We start from the raw sequence: 24,739 nt of genomic DNA, 5'->3' as shown, positions 1-24,739 counted from the left end.
TGGCGCACCAAGGGCGGATGGCCAAGAACGAACGGAAAATGCTCGATCCACGATCGCCCCAAGGACATCGCATCACGCCAGATCCCAGGCCACTGGGAAGCCGACTGCATGCTCTTGCGTACACCAGGCCCCGCGTTCCTGATCGCTCACGAGCGTCACTCGCGGATCGCCCTGGCCGTCCCCCAGCCCCGCCTCAAGGCCCAAACCGTCGCCGACTGCCTCGCCAACCTGTTGAAACCACTCGCGCCGGAACTGCGCCAGTCCATCACTTTCGACAACGGCGCCGAGTTTACCCGCCACCATCAGCTCGCCAGCCAACTCGGCATCAACACCTAATTCTGCGATCCGCGAGCCCCGTGGCAAAAGGGTGGCATCGAAAACGCCATCGGCCGTCTCAGGCGCACTCTGCCCACAAAAATCGACCCCTTAGCGTTGCCACCACAGCAACTCGATGCGATCCTCGCCAACTACAACAACACCCCCAGAAAATGCCTCGGCTTCAAAACTCCAGCCGAAACCTTCAACCCGTTGCACTTCGGATGTGAATCCACACCCGGGTCAAGCCCGGGGTGACGTAACGAGACGAACTTCGGTTCCATCACACTAGGGCGTGATGACGTTTGATTGCACCGCTTGCTCCTCCACCCTTCAGGGGGGAGGTTGGGAGGGGGGTGTACCACGANNNCCCCCTCCCCCAGCCCCTCCCCGCCGGGGAGGGGAGCCGCAAGGTGACGTAATACGACTCTAGAGCGGGTTGTCCAACTGGATCACCGCCTCGTCGCTCGCGCGTTGGGTGGTCTTGAGCTGGCGCGGCGCGGCGAAGCTGTCGATCACCGGCTTGTCGCGGCCGTAGATGTCGGCAAACTTGGCCAGCGGGCCGAACTGCCCGGTCGTCTGATCGATCGGTGCGGCAATGGTAAAATAGGTGATGTAGACCGGGAAGGTCTTGGTCAGCGGCACCTTGGTATAGACCCCGGACTGGTGCATCGCGCGGGCATCCTCGGTCTTCACGCCCGCCCCCAGCATGGAGATCAGCATCCCCAGCTCGACCGCCTTTTCGGTGCGCACGCAGCCGTGACTGAAGGCGCGCACTTCGGCCTTGAAGAATTCCTTGGCGGGCGTGTCATGGAAATAGATCGCATGCGGGTTGGGCATGTCGATCTTCATCATCCCCAGCGCGTTGTTCGGCCCCGGCTGCTGGACCACGGTGATCGTGCCGTCTGCCGAGCGGGTGCCCTTGTAGCCGTTGGCGGCGGCCCAGCGCGGATTGCCCATGACTTTCGCGCCCAGCCCTTCGCCGACGACGATCGACTGCGGCACCGTCCAGGTCGGGTTGAACACCACCGCCTTGACCGTTTCCGCAAGCTGCGGCGTCGCCGTCTTCCCCGGCTTGCCGACCACGGTGGCGCTGGTCCAGTTCCACCAGGTGCCCTTGGTCATGTTGTGGACCGTCAGCCGGACCTGAAACTCGGGTACGTTGCTGAACATGTAGGCCTTGCCAAGGTCCTGCGGCAGCCAGCGCCAGCGGTCCATGTTGGTGCGGATCAGCGCGATCTGCGCGGCATTGGCTCGCGGCGTCTGCGCCAGCTTCTCCTTGAGCGCGACATAATCGGGGTGCGTCGGCGCGAGACGCAGGGGGAGCCCGGCGAAATCGTGGCTGGCGAGGGTTTCGGCCATGATCTGGTCGGTCGGCATGGCATCGCGATCGGGATCGATGGCGAACCACTGGACCCGCGCCGGCACCGGCGTGCGGCCATCGCGCAAATCCTCGATCAGCCAGCCGCACAGGCGGCTGGCCAGTTCGTCCAGCGCCGGCCCTTCGCCCACCGCGATCGCCTGGCGCAACGCGGCCGGCTTGTAGTCGGCCGGCAGCAGTCCTTCCTTGCCGATGAATTCGATGGTCGACAGCAGCGCGCGGGCATCGTCGAGCGTCCAAGCCATGACCGGTTCGGTGATCGGCACTTCCACCGGGGTGACCGGCGCGCTGGCCGCCATGCCGACCGGCGCGACCGAAGGCGGGGCGGCCGGTAGCGGCGGCACCGTGCCGGGTGCGGCAACCGGCGCCGGAGTGGCCGACGCGGACGGAGCCGGAGCGGGACCGGAGCGAGTGATATCGCCGATCGGATCACCGATCGGGCGCCGGGCCGGTTTGGCCGGAGCGGGAGTGGCGGCGGGCGCGGGCTGCGCGGCGTCGGTACCGGCGGCCTGGGCCCATGCCGGGCTGGCCGGCAAGCCCATCGCGACCATGCCCAGCGGGATCGCGCTCATCCCGAGCGCCGCCGTGCGCGCCATGCCCCCAACCTTCAACCGCTTCGAAACCGTCATCTGTTCATCCCGCTGAACTACCTGTTGCCGTGTCCGGGCATCGCGGCCGCATCGTCGAACTTCCTGAAAAAGCTCCCGAGGCCAGGCCATCGCGCCCGGGAGTGCCCGATCAAGCCGGGCAATCGGCAGTGCACGCCATCACGCTTAGCCCCGCTCCATGCCCGTCATCAAGCGTTCGTGCTGTCGCTGCGATGAATTGAGTGGGCACAACCCGGCACTTGGCCGCGATTTGCCATCGGCGCTTCGCCCCTTGCGCACCGCGCCCGGGTGGCCGACACCGGGAGCAATCATGCCCGACCGTCCGCAAGTCCTTCCCGCCTCATGGTTTCCCGCGCTGTCCACGCTGGCCGGGATCGCCACGTTCAGCGCCATGGATGCGGCCATGAAAGGCGCGGCGCTCGCCGCCGGCGTGTTCACGCCGCTGCTGCTGCGCAATGTCTGCGGCGCAGTCATCTCCTGCCCGCTGTGGCTGGCCAACGGCAGCCCGCGTCCTTCGCGGCAAGGGCTTGCCGTCCATTGCCAGCGCGCGGTGGTGACCGCGATCATGGCCGCGCTGTTCTTTTACGGGCTGGTGCGCATCCCGCTGGCAGAGGGCCTCGCCATTTCCTTCATCGCGCCGGTCCTGGCGCTGTACATCGCGGCGCTGATGCTGGGCGAACGCATCCGCGCCCGCGCGGTCAAGGCCTCCGTCCTTGGCCTGCTGGGCGTGGCGGTGATCGCGGCCGGGCGCTTCCAACTGGGCGGCATCACCCGCGATACGGCGCTTGGCATCGCCGCGATCCTGCTTTCGGCGGTGTTCTATGCGTTCAACCTGGTTCTGCAACGCAAGCAGGCGCAACTGGCGCGGCCGATCGAGATCGCCCTGTTCCAGAGCCTGCTGGTGGCGCTGGTGCTGACCCCGGCCGCGCCGTGGCTGTTGCGGCCCGTCGGTCTCGCGACGGCCGGCATGATCGTGCTGGCCGCCGTGCTGGCCACCCTTTCCCTGCTGCTCCTGGCCTGGGGCTATGCCCGCGCCGAAGCGCAGGTGCTGGTGCCCATCGAATACAGCGGATTTTTATGGGCCGCGCTGTTCGGCTGGCTGTTCTTTGCCGAACCGCTCACGCCGACAACGCTGGCGGGAGCGGCGCTGGTGATGGCGGGCTGCTGGATGGCGGTGCACCGGCACCGCGAGTGATCGGTTGGCACCGATTGTTGCGATTGCGAAGTGTTATCATTTTAGCAATGCCGAAATGGCCTCCCGCGATCGAAAACATGCCCTTTTCGCACCTATGGGCAACGTCCACCCCCTTGACCTGACGCGCCTATGCGCGCATCGGCGGGGCCGACGAATCCGCTTATCGCGATGCAGCACGGCGCGGTTCAAAAACGCCCGCCGCGCCGCCGGCGCAGGCATAACAACCATAGGGGAAACACGCCCACATGACCCAGGTCGGACAGGACACGCTCGGCACTCGCAGCACCATGAGCGTAGGCGGCAAGCCGTATGCCTATTACTCGCTCAAGAAGGCGGCCGAAAAGATCGGCGACGTTTCGCGCCTGCCTTTCTCGATGAAGGTTCTGCTCGAAAACCTGCTGCGCTTCGAGGATGGCGGCTTCACCGTCTCCACCGCCGACGTCCAGGCCATTGCCGACTGGCAGAAGAACCCCACCACCGGGGAGGAAATCCAGTACCGCCCGGCCCGCGTTCTGCTCCAGGATTTCACCGGCGTGCCCTGCGTGGTCGATCTGGCCGCCATGCGCGATGCGATCGCCAAGCTGGGCGGCGATACCACCAAGATCAACCCGCTGGTCCCAGTCAACCTCGTGATCGACCACTCGGTCATGGTCGATGAATTCGGCCACCCCAAGGCCTTTGAGGAAAACGTCGAGATCGAATACCAGCGCAACATGGAGCGCTATGACTTCCTCAAGTGGGGTTCGAAGTCGCTCAACAACTTCTATGCCGTGCCCCCCGGCACCGGCATCTGCCACCAGGTGAACCTGGAAAACATCGCCCAGTCGGTGTGGACCAGCAAGGACCAGAACGGCGAAACCGTCGCCTATTTCGACACCTGCGTCGGCACCGACAGCCACACCACCATGGTCAATGGCCTGGGCGTGCTGGGCTGGGGCGTGGGCGGCATCGAGGCGGAAGCCGCGATGCTGGGCCAGCCGGTCTCGATGCTGATCCCCGAAGTCGTCGGCTTCAAGTTCACCGGCGAGCTGAAGGAAGGCGTCACCGCCACCGACCTCGTGCTGACGTGCACCTCCATGCTGCGCAAGCACGGCGTGGTCGGCCGCTTCGTCGAATACTACGGCCCCGGCCTTGCCGGCCTCACCCTGGCGGATCGCGCGACGCTGGCCAACATGGCCCCGGAATACGGCGCGACCTGCGGCTTCTTCGGCATCGATGACAAGACGCTCGATTACCTGCGCCTGACCGGGCGCGAGGAAGACCAGATCGCGCTCGTCGAAGCCTATGCCAAGGAACAGGGCTTCTGGATGGAGCCGGGGGCCGCCGATCCGGTGTTCTCCAGCACGCTGGAACTGGACCTCGGCACTGTCGTCCCCTCGCTCGCCGGCCCCAAGCGCCCGCAGGACTGGGTATCGCTGCCCGAGGTCGATGACGTGTTCAATTCGGACATGGCCCAGACCTACAAGAAGGCCCCCGCGCGCGTCGCCGTCGAAGGCAAGGACTTCGACATCGGCGATGGCGACGTAATGATCGCCGCCATCACGAGCTGCACCAACACCAGCAACCCGGGCGTCCTGGTCGCCGCCGGGCTCGTCGCCAAGAAGGCCGACGAGCTGGGCCTCAAGCCCAAGCCCTGGGTCAAGACCTCGCTGGCCCCCGGCTCGCAGGTCGTTACCGACTACCTCAACAAGGCCGGCCTCCAGTCGCACCTCGACAACATCGGCTTCAACCTGGTCGGCTATGGCTGCACCACCTGCATCGGCAACTCGGGCCCGCTCGCCGAACCGATCAGCAAGGCAATCAACGAAAACGGCCTCGTCGCCGCCGCCGTGATCTCGGGCAACCGCAACTTCGAAGGCCGCGTCTCGCCCGACGTGCGCGCCAACTTCCTCGCCTCGCCGCCGCTGGTGGTCGCCTATGCGCTCAAGGGCACCGTGGTCGAGGATTTCACCACCACCCCGATCGGCGTTGCGACCACTGGGGCAAAGGCCGGCCAGGACGTGTTCCTCAAGGACATCTGGCCGACCAACCTCGAAGTCGCCTCGACCATGGCGACCTGCATGGACCGCGCCATGTTCCAGGCCCGCTACGCCGATGTCTACAAGGGCGACGCGCACTGGCAGGCGATCGACGTCGTCGGTTCGGAAACCTACACCTGGCGCGCCGGTTCGACCTACGTCGCCAACCCCCCGTATTTCGAGGGCATGGAGATGACCCCGGCTCCGGTTTCGGACATCATCGAAGCCAAGCCGCTGCTGATCCTGGGCGATTCGATCACCACCGACCACATCAGCCCGGCCGGTTCGATCAAGGCCGACAGCCCGGCAGGCCAGTGGCTGATGGAGCATCAGGTTTCCAAGTCGGACTTCAACTCCTACGGCGCGCGCCGCGGCCACCACGAAGTGATGATGCGCGGCACCTTCGCCAACATCCGCATCAAGAACGAGATGGTCCCCGGCATCGAAGGCGGCATGAGCCGCTTCGGCACCGATGTCGGCGCGGTCTACGACGTTGCCATGAAGCACAAAGCCGAAGGCACGCCGATGGTCGTGATCGCCGGCAAGGAATACGGCACCGGCTCCAGCCGTGACTGGGCGGCCAAGGGCACCAACCTCCTGGGCGTGCGCGTGGTCATCGTCGAAAGCTTCGAGCGTATCCACCGCTCGAACCTCGTCGGCATGGGCGTGCTGCCGCTGCAGTTCAAGGATGGCGATACTCGCACCTCGCTCGGGCTGGACGGCGATTGCAGCTTCACCATCAAGGGCGTCGCCGACCTCAAGCCGCGCCAGGACGTCGAAGTCGAAGTGACCAGGGCCGACGGTTCGACCTTCACCTTCACCGCGCTGTGCCGGATCGATACCGCCAACGAAGTCGAATACTTCATGAACGGTGGCATCCTGCAATACGTGCTGCGCAAGCTCGCCGCGTAAGCGAAAGGCCCGACATCGCGAAAACCCCGTCCGGTGCGAGCCGGGCGGGGTTTTCGTTTGGGTGAGTGTTAGACGCTGGGTTCGCCACGCGAGACTAACACCACGCGCTTGAAATCAGAATCGACCTCCGTTCGTATCGAGCGAAGTCGAGATACGTAAGCGCAGGGCAAGCATGTCTCGACTTCGCTCGACACGAACGGAACTTCTGGGGCTGATTATACCCGCCATGCTTTAAGGTCGCGCCGCCCACGAAAAAGGGCGACGCCCCCCGACGCCGCCCTTCAGGCCGATCCCCGCGGGGGATCTATGACCGAATGCCTCAGGCCTTCTTCGCGGCCCGGCGGCGACCGACGATGGTGGCAGCCGCCGCGCCGAACAGGATCAGCATCGGCGGTGCGGGAACGTCCGTGCCGCTGGAGGTCGACGTGGTCGTCGTCGTGTTCCCGCCCGAGGTGCTCGACGACGTGGATGAGCTGGTGGAGCTGGAGGTGGACGACGACGTGCTCGACGAGGTCGAGGAAGAGGTCGACGACGAGGTGGAGGAACTGGTCGAGCTGGACGTCGAGACGTTGCCCGAGGAGGTCGAAGTGCTCGACGAGGTGGAGACGTTACCCGAACTGGTCGATACGTTGCCCGAACTGGTCGAGACGTTGCCCGAACTGGTGGAAACATTGCCCGACGACGTCGAGACGTTACCCGAGCTGGTCGAGGTCGAGGTCGAGATGCCGCCGGTGGTGGTGGTCGAGGTCAGCCCACCGGTCGAGGTCGAGGTGGACCCGCCGGTGGTGGTGCTGGTCAGCCCGCCCGACGAGCTGGACGACGAGGTGGAGCCGCCGCTCGACGTGGAGCTGATCACCACGTTGCCGCCGCTGGACCCGCCACCGCCGCCGAAGAAGCCCCCAAAGAAGCCGCCGCCGAAGCCGCCCATGCCGCCACCGCCGATGATCACCGGCACCGCGCCGCCGCCGCCCGAAGGCATTTCCGGCGGAGCAGGCGGGATATAGGGTGCGGGCAGCGGCACCATCGCCATCTGCGGCGCTTCGCAGCAGGTGCGCTTGACGATCTTGCGCACGCGCTTGACCATCCGCGGCTTGTCCTTGTGGACCACGCGCTTGACGGTCCTGACCGGGGCTTCGGCCTTGACCATCTTCACCTTGCGGTACTGCACGTCCTTGGACGGCTTTTCCGCCACGTGAACGGCACCGCCGCCAATGATTGCGCAGCCCGCCGCGCAGGCAGACAATTTCGCAAGGGCCATCCGAACCGACATACGCGTTGCTTTCTTTGTTTACGTCCCGGAAGGACGCTTCGAAATGCCAAGGGATTGAGCCCAAAGACCTTTCGCGCCTTCCATCTGACACAAACAACGCAGTTTCCGGTTAACGGGACAACGGCGTTAACTGTGAATCGTCCGTCCCGATGCGGGAAAAGCGATCAACTTACAGGGTTGCCACCCAACCTGTTCCACATCGGGACTGCCGCACCCATGGCTTGTAAAGCTGCCCGACGCTCGCGACGCGATATCGGCCGCGAAGGTCAGTCCCCGTCGGATGCCGGCGAATCGAACAGGCCGCCCTGTCCGAAGGGTGCCGGGCTCGCTGGCGGGACCATGCCGAGATGCTTCCAGCCGCCATCGTTCAGGCACCGCCCCCGCGCCGTGCGCGCCACCAGGCCAAGCTGGATGAGGTAGGGTTCGATCACTTCCTCGATCGTGTCGCGCGGTTCGGACAGGCCCGCCGCCAGCGTTTCCACGCCCACCGGCCCGCCTTTGTAGATCTCCGCTATCATCCTGAGATAACGGCGATCCTGCGCATCAAGGCCGATCGCGTCCACCTCCAGGCGGGTCAGCGAATCGTCGGCGATGGCGCGGGTGATGGTGTCCGATCCCGCGACATGCGCGAAATCGCGCACCCGGCGCATCAGCCGCCCCGCCACGCGCGGCGTGCCGCGCGCACGCCGGGCAATCTCGGTCGCCCCGCCCTTGTCGATGCCGACGCCGAGCAGCCCCGCCCCGCGCGTGACGACCTTCTCCAGCTCGTCCACCGAATAGAACTGCAACCGTACCGGAATGCCGAACCGATCGCGCAGCGGGGTCTGCAACAGCCCCTGGCGGGTGGTCGCCCCGATCAGGGTGAACGGCGGCAGGTCGATCCGCACCGATCGCGCCGAAGGCCCTTCGCCGATGATGAGATCGAGCGCCCGATCCTCCATCGCCGGATAGAGCACTTCCTCCACCACCGGATTGAGGCGGTGGATCTCGTCGATGAACAGGACATCGCCGTGTTCCAGATTGGTCAGCAGCGCGGCCAGATCGCCGGCCTTGGCGATCACCGGACCGCTGGTGGCGCGAAAGCCCACGCCCAGCTCGCGCGCGACGATCTGCGCCAGCGTGGTCTTGCCAAGCCCCGGCGGGCCGAAGAACAGCACATGATCCATCGCCTCGCGCCGCGACCGCGCGCTTTCGATGAACACCCGCAGGTTGTCCTTGGCCGCCGCCTGCCCGACGAATTCCGCCAAAGTCTTGGGCCGAAGCGCCGCGTCAGCGTCTTCAGGCTGGCGGGAAGAGGTGAGGATGGGGTTATCGGTCATCTTCTGCGTATACCAGCAAGGAAAGGCCGAACCCACCGGACAAGCGAATTATCCGGGCAGCGAATTCTAAAAAGTATGCTGGCGCACTGCACCAACTATTGCCTCCGGTAGCGTAATACCCCCGTGCATCCACCCGCTCGATGAGAACGTCCTCGCCATCCATACAGATGGTCTCCGGGTCGGAACTAAGCTCCCAGCCCTGACGAGGCAGGTTCAGAATTCCTTTTTGCGCGGCCTCGGATTTCAACGCCTCAAATGCCGGGCGCGAAATGGCAAATCCTCTTTTCTCGCGTAACCGCAACGCGCGATTGCTTTTGTAAATCCGGATGTAGGTTCCGGAGACTTTACCGGACGAATGCTCATCCAACCGGATAATGAGCTTATCTCGCTTTATGCCCGATATTTCCATGCGCCAGCGCGAAACATACGGCCCAAGCCCGTTCGCAACCCACAATGGATTTTCGCCCGCGATACGCATCAGGCTATCATCCCGGGCCATGTCTTCGGGGAAGCTGGAGACGTTCGATTTCTCAAGCCGCGATGCGTAGCCGGCGGGGGCGCAACAAAGCAGAACCAGTCCCATGGCGACACCCGGGAATTTGAGCATCACCCCGCCGCCTTCTTCAACGCCACCCGCACCAGATCGTTCAAACCCGCGCCTTCGCCCAGTTCGGCTTCGGCGTGAGCGACGGCACTGGCGGCCACCGCCGGCTTGAAACCAAGGTTCTGCAGCGCCGACACCGCATCCGCGCTGGCCGATCCGGGTGACGCCACCGCCATCGTGCCCGGCAGGCCCGGCGCGGTCGGCATGCCGCCGGCCTTGTCCTTCAGTTCGTTGACGATGCGGCTGGCGAGTTTCGGCCCTACCCCGTTCGCCCGCGCGACCATGGCGGCATCGCCACGCGCGCAGGCGGTTTGCAGTTCCTCCGTGGTCAGCGCCGAGAGGATCGCCAGCGCCACCTTGCTGCCCACGCCCTGGATCGCGGTCAGCAGGCGGAACCAGTTGCGCTCCGCCGCGCTGGCGAAGCCGATCAGGCGCTGGTCCGTCTCGCTCACCTGCATTTCGGTGTGGACCACCACCCGATCGCCCCGGATGCCGAGGTGCGAGAGCGTTCGGGCCGAGCAGAACACCAGATAGCCCACCCCATTGACGTCGATCACCGCCCAGTCAGGACCGGTATCGTCGAGCAGGCCGGTGAGCTTGGCGATCATGGTTTGTTCCTATGGCACGGTGATGAGTCGCGCGGCAAGGGGCAAGCGGCCGATTTTTGCGCACTTGCGCATTTTGACCTGCGGCCAACTCGCCCTAAGACAAGGCGATGCAGGGGGCACCGGGCAACGCGCGACACGAACGGCTTGGCTGGCCGGCACTGGCGATAACTGTCGTGCTGGCCGGGCTGGCCCTGCGCGCCTGGCAGTTCAGCCTGACCGACATCGGCTATTCCGACGAGCTGATGCAGTATCTCGAACAGGCGAACCGGATCGTCACCGGTCAGGGGCTGATCCCCTGGGAAAGCCGGGCGGGCCTGCGCAATGCGCTGATCCCGCAACTGCTGGCGGGGCCGGTCTGGCTCGGCCACGCCATCGCCCCGGGCACGCTGCTGGCCGTCGGCCTTGCCCGGGCCACGTTCCTGCTGCTCACGCTGATCGCCCTGCCCGCCGCGTGGCGGATCGGATCGTACCATTCGCGCGGCGCGGGGCTGGCGGCGCTGGCCGTCGTGTCGCTGTGGTGGGAAAGCGCCCTGTTCAGCCAGTTGCTGCTGTCCGAAAGCCTGGGCGCGGCGCTGGTGCTGGCAGGCGCCGCGCTGCTGCTCGATCCCGAACCGCGCCGCGCCCGGCTGGCGGGGGCGGGCCTGCTGCTGGGGCTGGCGGTGCTGGTGCGGCTGCAATACGCCCCCGCTGCTGCCGTGCTGGCGCTGACCGCGCTGCGGGCGGACCGGGCGCGCTGGGTGCCCGTGCTGGGCGGAGCAGTGCTGGCCGTGGTGCTGGGTGCCTTGAGCGATCTGGCGGCCGGGGCAGTCCCTTACGGCTGGGCGGTGGTGACCGTGCGGCTCAACCTTGGCGCAGGCATCGCCGCCCGCTTCGGCACCCTGCCCGCCGATGCTTACCTGACGATGCTGAACACGCATCTGGCCCCGGTGGGTCTGGCGATCGGACTGGCCGCGCTGTGCGCCCCGGCGCGGTTGTGGCCGCTGCTGTGGGCGGCGCTGGCGAACCTGCTGGTCCACAGCCTGATCGGCCACAAGGAATACCGCTTCGTCTGGCTGACCACCCTGTGCCTCTTGGTGCTGGCGGCGACCGGGACGGTGTGGCTGATCGAGCGGGCGCGCGGCGGCCGTCCCGCCGGGCTGCCGCAGGCGGCGCTGGTCTGCCTTGGCTGGGCGCTGCTGTCAGTGTGGTCGGCGCAGGTCACCGGGGGAGCGGGAGCCTATCGCGGCGGCGGTGCGGTAGCGCGGCTCGCGGATAACGCCACGCGTGATCCGCGCACCTGCGCCATCGCCTTCCCGTTCGAGTACAAGAGCCAGCTCGTGCCCGCGCTGCTCTCCACCCCACGCCCGCTGTTGTTGATCCCCGAAGGTGTGATGACCGGCAGGACCGCGATGCCCCCCGCCGTCACCCGCGCCGCCAACGCGCTGCTGCTGGCGCGGGGCGCGGGCCCGGCGGGATACCGGCTGGAGCGATGCGAGTCGGACGCGCACGGCTTCCCCTGCCTCTATCGCCGCCCCGGCACCTGCACCCCGGGCAGGACATACGGCTATCAGGCCACCTTGCAGCGGATCGGTATGTGACGGCTCAGGTGTTGGCCTGCATATCGTCGGGCACGTCGTCCCCCGGCCGAAAGTAAAGCCGGGCGCAATCCGGGGCCAGCACCCCGCCCTCCAGCGTCAGATCGTCCTTGTAGGCATCCGCCACGAAATCGAGCGTCGAAAGGTGGCGATCCTCGAAATACATCTTGTGCACGTCCGACCGCCGCGCCCCATAGACGATCCGCGTGACGCCCGCCCAGATCGCCGCCATCGTGCACATGCCGCAAGGCTGGAGGGTGGAATAGAGCGTCGCCCCCTCCACCCGCATCGCCCCGGTGGCATGCCCGGCCGCGCGCAGCGCCTCGATCTCGGCATGGGCGGTGGCATCGCAGCACTCCGCCGTGCGGTTCACCCCCGAGGAGACGAGGCGGCCATCCTGCACCACCAGCGCGGCAATCGGCGTGTTGGCGGGATCGGTGCCCTTGTCGGCGATCGCGATCGCCAGCGCCTTGCGCATCCACGTGCTGTCTATATCGGCCATGCCCGATCAACCCGGCCACCCCGGTCCGGTTCCCGCCAAGCGCTTGCTATCTCCGATGGGCCATGACACTCTGCCGCCGGCGGCACGATAATCTTCGCGAGGGGGCAGGACTTGGCATTCTACGACATCGATCTTTCGACGCGCATGGGCGCGGAAAGTGCCGTCCATATGGGCGGCGTCGCGTGTTTCGTATTCGCCGCGATGAGCGTGCTGGGAATAGTCATCTTCGGCGGGACGGCCGGGTTCACGACGCCGGAGGGCATCGGCGGAATGATCGGCATCGGCTTGCAAACGCTGATCGGCATCGCCGCCGGCTTTCGCCTGCGCGCGGGCAAGGGGCTGATCCTCGGCATGGTCGTGGCGGTGCTGCTGGTTTTGGAGATCGTCGCCAAGATCATGGCCGTGTCGATCTTCGGCACCATGATCACGATCGGCTTGATGGTCATGCTGGTCAACGGGCTGCGCGGGGCACGAGCGCTGCGCAACAAGGCCGGTTTTGCCGAGGATGAGGCCGAAGTCTTTTACTGACCTCGGCAAGCGCCATGCGCGTGACCTGATCCACTCTCCGGCGGTGCTGATCAAGCGCACGCTGCACGAAGCCGCGTATCCGCCTAGTGGTGGCTGCCCAGCATATTGGCGTGGGTCACGGCCACCGCCAGAGCATCGGCCGCGTCCTCGCCCGCCAGCTTCACGCCGGGCAGCAGCACCATCAGCATCGCCTGCACTTGCGCCTTCTGCGCGCCGCCGGTGCCGACCAGCGCCTTCTTGATGACCTTGGTGGGATATTCCGCCACCGGCAGCCCGGCCCGCGCGACTGACAGCATGGCCACGCCGCGCGCCTGCCCGAGCTTGAGCGTGGACTGCGGATTGACGTTGACGAACACTTCTTCCACCGCCCCGGCATCGGGCCGGTGATGCAGGATGACATCGGTCAGCGCGGCGTCCAGTTCCACCAGCCGCGCGGCCATCGCCGCCTTGGCATCGGTGCGGATCTGGCCGTTGGCGATGTGCGACAGGCGGCTGCCGGACTTGGCGACGATGCCCCACCCGGTGCAGGTCAGGCCCGGATCGATGCCGAGGATGATCACCGCATCAGACCTTGAGCCCGAGGCGCGGGCCGAAATGGATCATCAGCAGGTATAGCCCCACGGTCAGCGCGCACCCCGCCAGCAGCGACAGCCAGAACCCCGCGCCATGCCGCAGCAGCACCGGCATCAGCAGGAACATCGGCAGCGACGGCAGCACGAACCAGAACGTCGCCCCGGCATGCGCCGCCATGTTCTCCGCATCCGGGCGGGCGTGCCACAGCAGGATCATGCCCAGCACCGAAACCAGCGGCAGCGAGGCGACCAGCGCCGCCAATGCCGGCAGGCGCTTGCCGATCTCGGCAATGGCCACGATCAGCGCGCCGGACAGCAGCGCCTTCGCGGCCAGCCCCAGCATTCAGGCCAGCTTTTCCATGACCTCGTCCGAGATCTCGTAGTTGCCCCAGACGGTCTGGACGTCGTCGTCATCGTCAAGGGTATCGACCAGCTTCATCAGCGTGCCGGCGGTATCGGCATCGACATCGACCTTCAGATTGGGCTTCCACGCCAGCTTCACCCCTTCGGCCTCGCCCAGCACCTTTTCCAGCTCGCGGGCGACCTCGTGCAGCGAATCGACCGAAACCCAGATCTGGTGCAGGCCGGGGTTCTCGTCGCCGTCGCCCATATCGCTCTCGACATCGTCGGCGCCGGCTTCGATCGCGGCTTCGAGCACCTTGTCCTCGTCGCCGGCCTTGCCGGGATATTCGATCAGGCCGAGCCGCTCGAACCCGTGGCTGACCGCGCCCGATGCGCCCAGGTTGCCGCCGTTCTTGGCAAAGGCGGTGCGCACGTTGGTGGCGGTGCGGTTGCGGTTGTCAGTCAGCGCCTCGACGATGATGGCAACGCCGCCGGGGCCATAGCCCTCGTAGCGCACTTCCTCGTAATTCTCGGCATCGCCCTTGGACGCCTTGTCGATCGCGCGCTGGATATTGTCCTTGGGCATCGACTGCGCCTTGGCCGCATTGACCGCGGCGCGCAGGCGCGGGTTCATGTCCGGATCGGGCATGCCCATCTTGGCGGCGACGGTGATTTCGCGGCTGAGCTTGCTGAACTGCGCCGAGCGCTTCTTATCCTGCGCGCCCTTGCGATGCATGATGTTCTTGAACTTGGAATGGCCTGCCATGGTCTGCTTCTTGTCAGCTCATCTGATGTGGTTGGCGCGCCCTTACACCAGCGCGCCCCGGCAGGGCAACTGCGCCGCGACCCGAGATTGTCAGCAGCCGGAAACCTCAGCAATCGCCTGCGCAATGGCCGGGCCGTGGAGGCGCAGGATCGTGGCATTGGCGTCGGCGTCGCGGTCCGGTTCGTAGCTTTCGTGCGAGGCCTTGCTGTGCGTCCGCGAGGCGCGGTCTACCTGGCGCGCCAGCGCCGATCCCGGGATCGCCAGGCCGAGGGCGGCGGCGGTGTGCCGGGCGGTATCGTTCGGCGTCGCGAGCCAGTGCGGGAAGTCGAGCCGGTCGGACACGGTGAGTTCGTCCAGCAGGCGGCGCTGGATGGCATGGGAAGCGGCAAGGTGGCGCAGCAGCGAAGCGGGATCGCCGGGCGGCTGCGCGAGGACATCGGCGAAGGGTGCGCCGAGATCAGGCCGGGCGAGCAGGAGGTGGCGTTGCAGATCAAGCACGAAACCGATCCGCTCGCGCCCGCCGCGCAGGACCGCGACGATGAACGGTTCCGCATCGATCAGCGCCAGCACCGCTGCCGACCCCGGCACCGCCGCCAGCAACCGCGCGGCGATCGGGTTGGCCCAGTTGCTCGGCTTGATCGCGATCCGCTCGCCATCGTGCCACGGCTGCGCCAGCTTGGCGACGACGGCATGCAGCGCTGCGGCAAAGGCCGGCTCATCCCCGGCGGGCAGTCCGGCGCTCCAGTCCGCCAGATCGACCAGCACTTGCGGCTCGCGCAGGCACAGGGCGTGATCGTCCACCGTCAGGAAGCGACCCAGCAGGGTCGAGCCGCAGAACCCCTCGTGGAAAATCCACCCCACGCTGTGCGCGGCCGGCGGCACGGCGGCGACGAACCGGTCGAGTTCGATCACCTGCGCCGCGCCCCCCACCGCCAACGGCGTCCGGCCATCGAGGAACGCGCTGTCCCGCAGGGTATCGCGGCTGACCCGCAGCAGCCGGATCAGCCCGTTGCGCCAGTCTATCCGCTCCGGAAACCACTCCGGGCTGGAGAGGAGGGCGTCCGGCAAGTCGCGGGTCAGTCCAGCCCGAGCGCGCTGCGGTAGGTTTCCAGCAGCAGGTCCAGCTCGCGCCGGTCGTCCGGCTTCATCTTCCGCAGGCGCACGATCTGGCGCATGATCTTGACGTCGTAGCCGACCGCCTTCGCCTCGTTGTAAACGTCGCGGATATCGTCCGAGACGCCCTTCTTCTCTTCCTCAAGGCGCTCGACGCGCTCGATCAGGAGGCGCAGGCGATCGTCGGTGTTTTCGGCCATGGGTCTTCAATGCTCCCGCAAAATCGGATCGGCGCCGCGCGCCAAGACCGGGGGCCTTAGCCGGGACGGATGATTCGGGCCAAGGGGCGGGCTGTGGATAGCGGGGATTGCACCGGTCAGGGCGCGTCCCGCCGGCGATAGCGCAAGCGGGCTACGCCGTTGGCGGGGACCGTGACCGTCCACTGCGCGCGGCCGTTCCGGCGGCCCAGTTTGGCAGAAACATTCTCCAGCGTCTGGCCGTCCCACTGGGTCACCGTGCCTTCGAACCGCACCGGCCAGGGGTTGGCATTGGTCACGATCGCTTCGTAATCCTTCCAGTGATCGCCCTCTGCCCGCTCTTCCACCCGCATGCGCACCTGCGGCGAAGTGCCGACGGATACTTCGACATCCTGCCCGATCGCGTAATTGCCCAAGCCGCCCTGCCCCACCAGCAGCATGTCCGCGCCATGCGGCTCGAACAGCGCCACCGGCCCGCCCGGCAGCGCGAAGCCCAGCCCGTTCTCCCCGGCGTTCTTCGTGCGCAGCAGCAGCCCGGTGGCCGCGCCGTCACTCGCGCCGTCCAGCGTGGCGGTATGCAGCACGGTCCATTTCACGCCGTGCAGATCGTGCATCGCCACCTGCTTCTGCGCGTTGGAGGCGACCGTGGTGGGCACCGGCACGCGGTAGAGCTTGAGATCGCCCAGCCCTTCTTCCTGAACCACCGTGGCCACGTCCATCAGCTTCTCCGAGCGACGCTGGGCGGTGACGATGATCTCGGCGGCCGGGGCATAGACCGCCATCGGCATTGGCGGCGGGGGAGGCAACGACATCCCAGCCGGGCGCGGCACCTGCGGCTTGAGATAGCATTGCAGCACCAGCTCGCCGTCCGGCCGATCCGCATCCTCGCGCGAACCCTCGCGATTGACCTCGCCGCCGACGACCGCTGCGGTGGCATCGACGAAGCTCGTGGGATCGCTGCTGGCGAGCGTCACCCAGGCGAGCATGTCGGCCTTGCCGGTGCCGGGATCGTAGCGAATGGTGTAGTTGGTCTGCCAGTCGAACCCCCAGGCGAGGTACGAAAGCTTCACCGTGGCCCGCCGCGCGCTGTCCGAAACGGTCCTGACCGACAGCGTCGGGCGCGCCGACAGGCCCGGCGGCAGTTCGGGATAGACGATCTGATCGGTCAGCCTGCGGCCGCAATCGGCCACCTCGATACCGTCGCGGGTCTGCACGATCGCCGCGCCGTCGGCGGACGAGCGGATCACCGCGCGCTCTTCCGTCTGCGTCCCCTTGCCGTCGCGGCCCTTGTGGCGGCGCAGGATGACCGGCCGGCCCCAGTTGCGATCGAACAGGCTGCGCGCGGAGAGGAGATCGGCGTCGAGGTTCTTCTCGCGCACCCCTTGCGGCAGGCCGGTGACCAGCGCGGTTTCGGGCAGCATCCCGCCGGCCACGCCTTCGAACCGGATCGTCGCCTCGCCGGCCGGCACGTCGACCGTGCGGGTCTCGGTGATGAGCGCGTAGCCTTCGAGCCAATCGAGATCCATCGCCGCATCGGCGGCGCGCGACGGGGCGCGGTAGATGGTCACCGCCACCGCATCGGGCGCGGCCGAGGTGACCACGGCGGTTTGCGCCCCCGCCCGCTCACCGAAGAGGGTTAGAAGCGCGACCAGCGCCAGGGAGAGCCGCACGCGCGCGCCCTCAGTAGCGGGTGTCGAAGCTGACGGTGAGCATCGTTTCGCCGTTCGCGGGGACCGGCACCTGCCAGACCCGTTCGTCCGCAGAACGCCGCGTACCCTTGATCGTTTCCGATGGGACGCGGGTATCGTGCCACCAGCCATCAAGGCCGGCCTGCACCACCTCCACCGTCACCGGCGTCGGCCGCGCGTTCGTGACCTTGTAGGCCATCGTCGTGCGCCACAGCGTGACCGAATCGTCCACCGTCACCTCGGTCGTCTTGCCGTCCACGGTGACGCGGTAGCGCGAGGAGCGCTGCCATTCGTCGGTGGTGATGCGCTCGCGCTTTTCGACCGTCGGCTGCACCTTCACGTCGAACGCCTCGCCGGTCTTGATCGCCAGGGTGGAGCCCATCGGCGTGTGATCGATCCGGTTTTCGCCGATGAACTGCGGCTGCCCCCGGGCGTCGCGCATGTAGACGCGCACCACCCCGGCGGGCAGCGCATCGCCCAGCCCGGCATCGCGCGCGGTGGAGAAGTTGAGCACGGTGTCCGCGCTCTGCCCCTCGTCCGCCCGGCCCAACCAGCCGTTGCGGTATTGATAGCCCTTCGATGCCGGCGATCCCGCCACATCCAGGAAGCTCACCTGCTTCTGCTGGGCATTGGCGACGGTGGTGGCGGCGCTGATCGGGTAGACATAGAAATCGCTCAGTTGCTCACGATTGGCGCTCTGGGTTCCGGGCACCATGCGCACGCTGCGCGGCTGCGGGCGGGAGTAGTTGTCATAGCCGTTATCGTCCCCGGCCTGCTGCGGCTTGCCGGCGACGAGCAGGACCTTGGCATCGGGAAAGCTGGTGCCGGTGCTGTTGTTGAGCGTGATCCAGCCTTGCATGTCGATCTTGCCGGCCGTTTCATCGAACAGCGCGACATAGTCCGCCCGCCAGCCCATGCCGCGGGTGAGATAGCTCAGGGTGATCGGACGGGTGCCGGCGCTGGCGGTCTGCAAGGTGACCGACAGCGTCGGGCGCGCACGCAGGTTGGGTGGCAGGCCCGGAAACAGGATGCGCGCGCCATAGTTTTCCAGGACCTCTACGCGATCCCCGATCCGCATGATGGTGCCGCCGTTGTTGGCCAGCACCAGCGCCTGTTCGCGGGTTTCCGCGCCAGTGGCGGGGTTGGTGCGCACGACGGTGACCGTCTGCCCCACCGCCTTGTCGAGCAGCTTGTCGGGCGAGAGCAGGTCGTAATCGAAATTCTGTTCGACGATCCCGGTGCCGTTGCCCGAAAGGGTGACCGTTTCCGGCCGGATCGCGGCCGAGACATCGGGAAATTCCTGACGGCTGCGCCCGCCGGGAAGCGCAAGCTGGCGAGTATCCTGAACGAGCGCGAGATCCTCGTTGTAGATCGTCAGCGAAACGTCGCCCTGCGCCGAGCGCACCGGCCCGGCCGCCTGCGCCTGAGCGGCTGCGGGTGTGCAGGCCGCTATGCCGGCTGCAAGGATGGCCGCATGTTTGCGAACTCGTTCCATCGTGTCGTCCTCCCACCGGGCACGCGCCGGCCACCACCAGACTTGCCCGGCGCGGCGCGTCCTGTCGAGAGAGGCGATAGGGAAGGCGGGGGTTTATGCGGCCGGGCGCAACGAAGATGATCAGATCGCGCCCACCGGCAGCCGCAGATACACGTGGCCCGCTGCGGTCGCAGGCGGCAGCGCCCCGGCGCGGATGTTGACCTGCAGCGACGGGAGGATCAGCAGCGGGGCTTCCAGCGCCGCGTCGCGCGTCCGGCGCAGGGTGACGAAATCGTCCTCTGCCACGCCGTCATGGATATGGACATTGTCCGCGTTCTGTTCGGCCACGGTGGTTTCCCAGCGGAAATCCTGCCGGCTTTCGGGAAGATAATCGTGGCCGACGAAGATCCGCGTCGCATCCGGCAGGGCGAGGATGGTGCGGATCGAGCGGTACAGATCGGCGGCGCTGCCACCGGGGAAATCGGTGCGCGCGGTGCCGTAGTCGGGCATGAACAGGGTATCGCCCACGAAAGCGGCATCGCCGATCAGATACGTGACGCACGCTGGCGTGTGCCCGGGCGTGTGCAGCACCCGGATGGCGCTATCGCCCAGCGGCAGGACATCGCCATCGCTGACCAGCCGATCGAACTGGCTGCCGTCGGCGCGAACATCGTCCGCTTCGAACAGCGCGGCGAACGTGCGCTGCACCTCGACGATCTGCGCGCCGATCACGATCGGTGCCCCGGTCTTGCCGCGCAGATAGTGCGCGGCGGACAGGTGATCGGCATGGGCATGGGTTTCCAGCAGCCATTGCAACGAAAGCCTCTGCTCCGAAACATAAGCCAGCAGGCGATCGGCCGAAGCGGTGGAGGTGCGCGCGTTGCGCGGGGTGAAATCGAGCACGGGATCGATGATCGCCGCGTGCAGCGTGGCCGGATCGTGGACGACATAGCTGACGGTGAACGTGGCAGGATCGAAAAAGGCTTCAACGTGCGGGCTGGTGGTCATGCAACAATCTCCTTGCGACTCATATTACATGTTGCTAATTTAGAATCAACGAATATAAAGGAAGTCATGTTGGACCTGACCCGCATCGATCTTGCCGTGTTCGAAGAAAGCGCCGGGCGCGCCGCGGCGCTGCTGCGCCTGCTCGGCAACGAAAAACGGCTGATGATTCTGTGCCAGTTGGCGGACGGCGAGCTGACGGTGGGGACGCTGCAGTCCCGCATCGGCCTGTCGCAATCGGCGCTGTCGCAGCATCTCGCGCTGCTGCGCGAACACGGCATCGTCGCGACGCGGCGGGAAAGCCAGACCATCCATTACCGCATCGCCGATCCCGCGGCGCTGCGGGTGATCCAGACCCTGGCGGAGCTGTTCTGCCCGCCTGACCCAGGGGAACAACCATGACCGCCACCCTCCACAAGCTTTCGCCGCAAGACGTCCACACCCGCATCGCCGCAGGCCGCGCCGTGCTCGTCGATATCCGCGAGGCGGACGAATTCGCCCGCGCCCACATTCCGGGCGCGCTGTCGCAGCCGCTGTCCGCGCTCGAACAGGCGCACCTCGGCGTCGATCCCGCCACTGACGTGGTGTTCACCTGCCGCACCGGCATGCGCACGGCGGGGGCCTGCGATCGCCTTGCCGCCGCTGCGCAAGGGGACGCCTATGTGCTGGACGGCGGGCTTGAGGCGTGGTCGCGCGCCGGCCTGCCGGTGGCGCAGGACCGCAGCGCGCCGCTGGAAATCAACCGGCAGGTGCAGATCGCCGCCGGGACGCTCATCCTGACCGGCGTGATCCTCGGCTTCCTTGTCGCGCCGGGCTGGTTCGGCCTGTCCGGCTTCGTCGGGGCCGGGCTCACCTTTGCCGGGCTGACCGGCACCTGTGGCATGGCCCGCGTGCTGATGCTGGCCCCCTGGAACCGCGCGGCCCGCGCCTGACCATGGGCTGGGACGCGCTCGCACTGGCGGCGCTGGGGGGCGCGCTGGTCGGCCTGCTGCTGACGCTGTTCGGCGGCGGCGGATCGGTGCTGGCGACGCCCTGGCTGATCTATGTCGTTGGCGTGACCGACGCGCACCTCGCCATCGGCACATCGGCAGCGGCGGTGGCGGTCAACGCCGCGACCGGCCTGGCCGCGCAGGCGCGCGCCGGGCGGGTGAAGTGGCCCTGCGCATCGGTGTTCGCGGCATCGGGCCTCATCGGCGCGCTGGCCGGGGCCCACCTTGCCAAGCAGGTGGACGGCCGCGCGCTGCTGACGTGGTTCGCGCTGGCGATGATCGCCATCGCCGTCTCGATGCTGCTGCCCCGCCGCAGCGAGGGCGATCCCGGCGTCCACCTCCAGCCGCGCATGGTGCTGCGGCTGGCCCCGGTCGGCCTGGCGACAGGGCTGGCGGCGGGGTTCTTCGGCATCGGCGGCGGCTTCCTGATCGCGCCGGGGCTGATGGCGGCGACCGGGATGACGCTGGCCAACGCCGGTGCCTCATCGCTGGTGTCGGTGGCGCTGTTCGGATCGGCGACGAGCGCGTCCTATGCCGCTTCGGGGCTGGTATCCTGGCCGCTGTTCCTGGCGCTGGTGGCGGGCGGCGGCATCGGGACGCTGGCGGCGATGCCGTTCGCGGAACGGCTGGCGAAACGCCAGCGCCTCGGCCGCGCGCTGTTCGCGATGATCGTCATCGCCGTGGCGGTGTACATCCTGACGATGGCAAAGTAATCAGCCATTTGAAGCGCATCTCACCACACACCCCGTCACCCTAGAACTTGTTTCAGGGTTCATCTCGCGATACGCGCCGCAGTTTCCGCAGGCGCGATGGATGCTGAAACGAGTTCAGCATGACGTTGTTTTCAAATCGGATTTTTCGCTGATATGGCTAATTCCCCAGCGCCGCCACCCCGCCGGTCGAACCGAAGCCGCCCTCGCCGCGCTCGGTCGCGTCGAGTTCGTCCACTTCCATCCAGCTTGCGCGGGTGACCGGGGCGAGGACCAGTTGCGCGATACGATCGCCGCGCCTGATCTCGAACGGTTCGGCACCGTGGTTGATGAGGATCACCTTCACTTCGCCGCGATAGTCGCTGTCGATCGTGCCGGGGGTGTTGGGCACCGAAATGCCGCGCTTGAGCGCGAGGCCCGAGCGCGGGCGCACCTGGATTTCGTAGCCGGCGGGGATCGCCACCGACAGCCCGGTCGCCACTGCGTGGCGGGCACCGGGGGCAAGCGTCACGTCCTCGGCCGAGACCGCATCCATCCCGGCGGCCCCGTCCGTCGCATAGGCCGGCAGCGGCAGGCCTTCGCCATGGGGCAGCACCCTGACCCGGACGGGAACGCTATCGGACGAATGCATCGGCAAACCTTTCGACCAGTGCGCGGGCGACATCGTCCTTGGGCATTTCCGGCAGGCTGACGATATCGTCCTGGCGCACAATGTGGACGGTGTTGTTCGCGCCGCCCATGACGTCGCCCGAGACGTCGTTGGCAACGATCCAGTCGGCCCCCTTGCGCTGGCGCTTTTCGCGCGCGTAGTGAAGCACGTCGTTGGTTTCGGCGGCAAAGCCCACCAGCAGCGCCGGGCGGTTCGGGCTGGCGGCCACGGTGGCGAGGATATCCGGATTTTCCGCAAGTTCCAGCGCCGGTGGGGCGTAACCACGCTTCTTCAGCTTGATGCCGGCAGCGCTGACCGGCCGCCAGTCCGCCACCGCCGCGACCATCACCGCCACGTCGGCAGGCAGCGCGCGGCTCACCGCCTCGGCCATCTCGCGCGCGCTTTCCACGTCCACGCGGGTCACTCCAGGCGGCGTCGGCAAATGGACCGGCCCGGCCACCAGCGTCACCCGGGCCCCAGCCTCGGCAGCGGCAGCGGCGATCGCGAAGCCCTGCTTGCCCGATGAACGGTTGGCGATGTAGCGCACGGGATCGATCGGCTCCCAGGTCGGGCCCGCCGTCACCAGCACATGGCGGTCGGCCAGCGGGCCGGACGCCGGACGCCAAGGCTGCGGCGCGCGGGCATCGCCATGGGCGGAGACGGTGTGGTTGAGCGCTTGCGGATCGGTCGGCGGCGCGGCGCGCGCGGCACCCTTGCGCATCAGAAGTGGCGGGGCGGGTTCGGCCATCGGCGGCTCTTCGGCGCTGAGGCCGATCGCCTTCTTCGCCCTTTGCAGCCCGCGCGAGATCATCGAGCCAGTCAGCCCGCCCAGCCCCAGCCCTTCCGCCGCGTAAGGATCGGTTTCGCGGGTATCGAGCACCGGGTGCTGCCACGAGGGCTCTGCCACCTGCGCGACTGCCGGGAGTGGCTGGACGGGCGCTTTCTCCCCATCGAGGTTCAGCGCCCAGGCGATGCGCTCCCATACGGCCTGCGGTTCGGGCAGGCGTCCGGGGCCGAATTCGCCGCAGGCCATCACCCCTTCATCGGGCTCCATCACATCGACGCCGGCGCTGCGCAGCACCGCGATGTTTCGCATGGTGGCGGCGTGCTGCCACATCCGCACGTTCATGGCGGGCACCGCCATCACCGGCTTGTCGGTCGCCAGCATCAGCGTGGTGGCTAGGTCATCGGCTATGCCCGACGCCATCTTGGCGAGGAGGTTGGCAGTGGCCGGGCAGACAACGATCAGGTCCGCCTCGCGGCTGAACTGGATGTGCCCCATCTCGACCTCGTTCCTGAGGTCCCACAAGGTCGTGTGAACGGGCTTTTCCGAGAGCGCGGCCAGCGCCATCGGCGTCACGAACCTCGCCCCGCCCTCGGTCAGCACGCAAGTCACCTCGCCGCCGTGCTTGCGGATCATGCGGACAAGTTCGCAGGACTTGTAGGCGGCAATGCCGCCGCCGATCACCAGAAGGATACGCGGGCCACTCATTCCCGGCGGCTTGTGCAACACCAACCGCGCGGGTGCAATGGTTTTAGGGAGTTGAGTGGGGTGGCGAGTTGCCGACATATCGAACGGCAGAGAGGAGTGGGAAAGCAGATCTCGCTCGCGGTGTAATGCTCGACGCTTTCCTCGTTTTGGCGAGCCCCTGGGCGACGTGGGTGCGATTTTTGAGGGACTTGGCGCACCCGACAGGATTCGAACCTGTGACCTCTGCCTTCGGAGGGCAGCGCTCTATCCAGCTGAGCTACGGGTGCAATGGAGGGGCGGTTAGCAGAGCATCGCGCGCCTTGCCAGTGGCAATTCCGCCCGCCGCCAGTTTTCGCGGCGGGCGCTGCCGATCGCCGACCCGCGCCTTAACGGATCGTAAAAATTTTTCGCGACGGTTAGCAATTTGGCAAGGCTGGCGGGGTTATCCGCGAGGGATGGACGCCACGCCGATCAACACCAGCGATTCCACCGTCTTTGCCGGCAATCCGCTCGGCCGGGCGGGACGGGCCCAGTTCGGTACCGGTTCCGCCTCGGCGCTGGGGATGAAGTGGTCCGCTCTGCATGATGCGGCGGGTGCCGTCGCCGCGATCGCCGGGGTCGAGACGCCGCCGCAAACGCCTGACCAGCGCAATTTCCCCGCCGCCGTCCGCGATTGCGGGGGCTGGCGGCGCGAGCTGGCCGAGCAGGGGATCGCCGATCTTTCCGCGATCATGGAGCCGGGCCTGTCCGCCCTGCTGTCCGCGATCGCCCGGGGTGCAAATCCGCGCGCCGCAGCCCATGCGCTATACCGCGATTTCGTGCATTCGCGCGACGGGCTGGTCGCCCTGATCCCAGCCGGAACCGCCCGCCGGATGACCTGAGCCACCGAGCCGGCCGCGTCCGGCTTGCCTTGGTTCACATTTTGTTCC

At 67.2% G+C, this 24,739-nt stretch carries 24 protein-coding genes, 1 tRNA gene and 1 pseudogene; 10 read left to right on the top strand and 16 right to left on the bottom strand.

The genetic code is table 11. The features are described 5' to 3' along the window. Nucleotides 1-573: pseudogene (locus tag IE122_RS18615) on the top strand (IS30 family transposase); the annotation flags it as partial. A 171-nt stretch (nucleotides 574-744) separates the two neighbouring features. Here IE122_RS18615 and IE122_RS02035 read toward each other — a convergent pair. Beyond that, complete coding sequence (locus IE122_RS02035) at nucleotides 745-2,325, bottom strand: L,D-transpeptidase family protein (RefSeq protein ID WP_189619413.1); 1,581 nt, start codon at nucleotides 2,323-2,325, stop codon at nucleotides 745-747. 289 nt (nucleotides 2,326-2,614) lie between these two features. On the opposite strand from IE122_RS02035, the gene IE122_RS02030 reads away from it, so the two are divergent. The 3 genes from IE122_RS02030 to IE122_RS02020 all read left to right on the top strand — a co-directional run bounded on the left by IE122_RS02030 (nucleotide 2,615) and on the right by IE122_RS02020 (nucleotide 7,433). After that, a complete protein-coding gene (locus tag IE122_RS02030) occupies nucleotides 2,615-3,499 on the top strand; it encodes a DMT family transporter (protein ID WP_189619412.1) in 885 nt (294 codons plus the stop codon). Between the two features lie 245 nt (nucleotides 3,500-3,744). Further along, complete coding sequence (acnA, locus tag IE122_RS02025) at nucleotides 3,745-6,429, top strand: aconitate hydratase AcnA (RefSeq protein ID WP_189619411.1); 2,685 nt, start codon at nucleotides 3,745-3,747, stop codon at nucleotides 6,427-6,429. 314 nt (nucleotides 6,430-6,743) lie between these two features. Further along, nucleotides 6,744-7,433, top strand: a complete 690-nt coding sequence (locus IE122_RS02020) for a hypothetical protein (protein ID WP_189619410.1) — start codon at nucleotides 6,744-6,746, stop codon at nucleotides 7,431-7,433. A gap of 532 nt (nucleotides 7,434-7,965) precedes the next feature. Here the strand turns inward: IE122_RS02020 and ruvB are convergent. The 3 genes from ruvB to ruvA are packed head-to-tail and all read right to left on the bottom strand — an operon-like array spanning nucleotide 7,966 to nucleotide 10,230. Next, nucleotides 7,966-9,018, bottom strand: coding sequence for a Holliday junction branch migration DNA helicase RuvB (gene ruvB / locus IE122_RS02015; RefSeq protein WP_189619409.1), 1,053 nt, complete (start codon nucleotides 9,016-9,018; stop codon nucleotides 7,966-7,968). Further along, on the bottom strand, nucleotides 9,008-9,625 hold the full coding sequence (locus IE122_RS02010; RefSeq protein ID WP_189619408.1) for a hypothetical protein: 618 nt from the start codon (nucleotides 9,623-9,625) through the stop codon (nucleotides 9,008-9,010). The genes ruvB and IE122_RS02010 overlap by 11 nt, the downstream gene beginning before the upstream one ends. Beyond that, nucleotides 9,625-10,230 carry a Holliday junction branch migration protein RuvA gene (gene ruvA, locus IE122_RS02005; protein WP_189619407.1) on the bottom strand — a complete coding sequence of 202 codons (606 nt, stop codon included), beginning with the start codon at nucleotides 10,228-10,230 and terminating at the stop codon, nucleotides 9,625-9,627. The genes IE122_RS02010 and ruvA overlap by 1 nt, the downstream gene beginning before the upstream one ends. 107 nt (nucleotides 10,231-10,337) lie before the next feature. Here ruvA and IE122_RS02000 point away from each other — a divergent pair, with 107 nt between their 5' ends. After that, complete coding sequence (locus tag IE122_RS02000; protein ID WP_189619406.1) at nucleotides 10,338-11,807, top strand: glycosyltransferase family protein; 1,470 nt, start codon at nucleotides 10,338-10,340, stop codon at nucleotides 11,805-11,807. A 4-nt stretch (nucleotides 11,808-11,811) separates the two neighbouring features. On the opposite strand, the gene IE122_RS01995 is transcribed toward IE122_RS02000, so the two are convergent. After that, nucleotides 11,812-12,306, bottom strand: coding sequence for a nucleoside deaminase (locus IE122_RS01995; RefSeq protein WP_229813633.1), 495 nt, complete (start codon nucleotides 12,304-12,306; stop codon nucleotides 11,812-11,814). Nucleotides 12,307-12,417: 111 nt separating this feature from the next. Here IE122_RS01995 and IE122_RS01990 point away from each other — a divergent pair, with 111 nt between their 5' ends. Then, entirely contained in the window at nucleotides 12,418-12,834 is a 417-nt protein-coding gene (locus IE122_RS01990; RefSeq protein ID WP_189619405.1) for a hypothetical protein, read from the top strand. Between the two features lie 83 nt (nucleotides 12,835-12,917). On the opposite strand, the gene ruvC is transcribed toward IE122_RS01990, so the two are convergent. The 8 genes from ruvC to IE122_RS01950 form a co-directional block, all read right to left on the bottom strand. Further along, complete coding sequence (gene ruvC, locus IE122_RS01985; RefSeq protein ID WP_189619404.1) at nucleotides 12,918-13,394, bottom strand: crossover junction endodeoxyribonuclease RuvC; 477 nt, start codon at nucleotides 13,392-13,394, stop codon at nucleotides 12,918-12,920. Nucleotides 13,395-13,398: 4 nt separating this feature from the next. Beyond that, nucleotides 13,399-13,749 carry a DUF3147 family protein gene (locus tag IE122_RS01980; protein ID WP_189619403.1) on the bottom strand — a complete coding sequence of 117 codons (351 nt, stop codon included), beginning with the start codon at nucleotides 13,747-13,749 and terminating at the stop codon, nucleotides 13,399-13,401. Then, nucleotides 13,750-14,514 carry a YebC/PmpR family DNA-binding transcriptional regulator gene (locus IE122_RS01975; RefSeq protein WP_189619402.1) on the bottom strand — a complete coding sequence of 255 codons (765 nt, stop codon included), beginning with the start codon at nucleotides 14,512-14,514 and terminating at the stop codon, nucleotides 13,750-13,752. A gap of 90 nt (nucleotides 14,515-14,604) precedes the next feature. Beyond that, entirely contained in the window at nucleotides 14,605-15,582 is a 978-nt protein-coding gene (locus IE122_RS01970) for a hypothetical protein (protein ID WP_189619401.1), read from the bottom strand. A gap of 8 nt (nucleotides 15,583-15,590) precedes the next feature. Further along, a complete protein-coding gene (locus IE122_RS01965) occupies nucleotides 15,591-15,827 on the bottom strand; it encodes a DUF2312 domain-containing protein (RefSeq protein WP_189619400.1) in 237 nt (78 codons plus the stop codon). A 116-nt stretch (nucleotides 15,828-15,943) separates the two neighbouring features. Further along, nucleotides 15,944-17,494: a DUF4139 domain-containing protein gene (locus IE122_RS01960; protein ID WP_189619399.1), complete on the bottom strand. Its 1,551-nt coding sequence runs from the start codon at nucleotides 17,492-17,494 to the stop codon at nucleotides 15,944-15,946. Nucleotides 17,495-17,504: 10 nt separating this feature from the next. Next, the gene (locus tag IE122_RS01955; RefSeq protein ID WP_189619398.1) at nucleotides 17,505-19,007 is read right to left on the bottom strand and encodes a DUF4139 domain-containing protein; all 1,503 of its coding nucleotides are present in this window, start codon (nucleotides 19,005-19,007) and stop codon (nucleotides 17,505-17,507) included. 120 nt (nucleotides 19,008-19,127) lie between these two features. Beyond that, nucleotides 19,128-19,994: an MBL fold metallo-hydrolase gene (locus tag IE122_RS01950; protein ID WP_189619397.1), complete on the bottom strand. Its 867-nt coding sequence runs from the start codon at nucleotides 19,992-19,994 to the stop codon at nucleotides 19,128-19,130. Between the two features lie 66 nt (nucleotides 19,995-20,060). Between IE122_RS01950 and IE122_RS01945 the strand changes: the two genes are divergently transcribed. The 3 genes from IE122_RS01945 to IE122_RS01935 are packed head-to-tail and all read left to right on the top strand — an operon-like array spanning nucleotide 20,061 to nucleotide 21,693. Then, a complete protein-coding gene (locus tag IE122_RS01945; RefSeq protein WP_189619396.1) occupies nucleotides 20,061-20,393 on the top strand; it encodes an ArsR/SmtB family transcription factor in 333 nt (110 codons plus the stop codon). Then, nucleotides 20,390-20,923 (top strand): rhodanese family protein, encoded by a 534-nt coding sequence (locus IE122_RS01940; RefSeq protein WP_189619395.1) that lies wholly within the window; start codon nucleotides 20,390-20,392, stop codon nucleotides 20,921-20,923. The genes IE122_RS01945 and IE122_RS01940 overlap by 4 nt, the downstream gene beginning before the upstream one ends. Nucleotides 20,924-20,925: 2 nt before the next feature. Continuing rightward, complete coding sequence (locus IE122_RS01935) at nucleotides 20,926-21,693, top strand: sulfite exporter TauE/SafE family protein (protein ID WP_189619394.1); 768 nt, start codon at nucleotides 20,926-20,928, stop codon at nucleotides 21,691-21,693. 157 nt (nucleotides 21,694-21,850) lie between these two features. Here the strand turns inward: IE122_RS01935 and dut are convergent, their stop codons facing one another. From dut to IE122_RS01920, 3 genes are all read right to left on the bottom strand, one after another. After that, nucleotides 21,851-22,321, bottom strand: a complete 471-nt coding sequence (gene dut / locus IE122_RS01930; RefSeq protein WP_189619393.1) for a dUTP diphosphatase — start codon at nucleotides 22,319-22,321, stop codon at nucleotides 21,851-21,853. Then, nucleotides 22,305-23,831, bottom strand: a complete 1,527-nt coding sequence (locus IE122_RS01925) for a bifunctional phosphopantothenoylcysteine decarboxylase/phosphopantothenate synthase (RefSeq protein ID WP_189619392.1) — start codon at nucleotides 23,829-23,831, stop codon at nucleotides 22,305-22,307. The genes dut and IE122_RS01925 overlap by 17 nt, the downstream gene beginning before the upstream one ends. Before the next feature lie 189 nt (nucleotides 23,832-24,020). Further along, a tRNA-Arg gene (locus IE122_RS01920) sits at nucleotides 24,021-24,097 on the bottom strand. Between the two features lie 168 nt (nucleotides 24,098-24,265). Here IE122_RS01920 and IE122_RS01915 point away from each other — a divergent pair. Beyond that, the gene (locus IE122_RS01915) at nucleotides 24,266-24,691 is read left to right on the top strand and encodes a hypothetical protein (protein WP_189619391.1); all 426 of its coding nucleotides are present in this window, start codon (nucleotides 24,266-24,268) and stop codon (nucleotides 24,689-24,691) included. Nucleotides 24,692-24,739 lie beyond the last annotated feature (48 nt).

Origin of the sequence: Novosphingobium colocasiae (assembly GCF_014652555.1) — a bacterium.
Classification (GTDB): domain Bacteria; phylum Pseudomonadota; class Alphaproteobacteria; order Sphingomonadales; family Sphingomonadaceae; genus Novosphingobium; species Novosphingobium colocasiae.
This window is presented reverse-complemented; position numbering and strand designations above follow the sequence as displayed.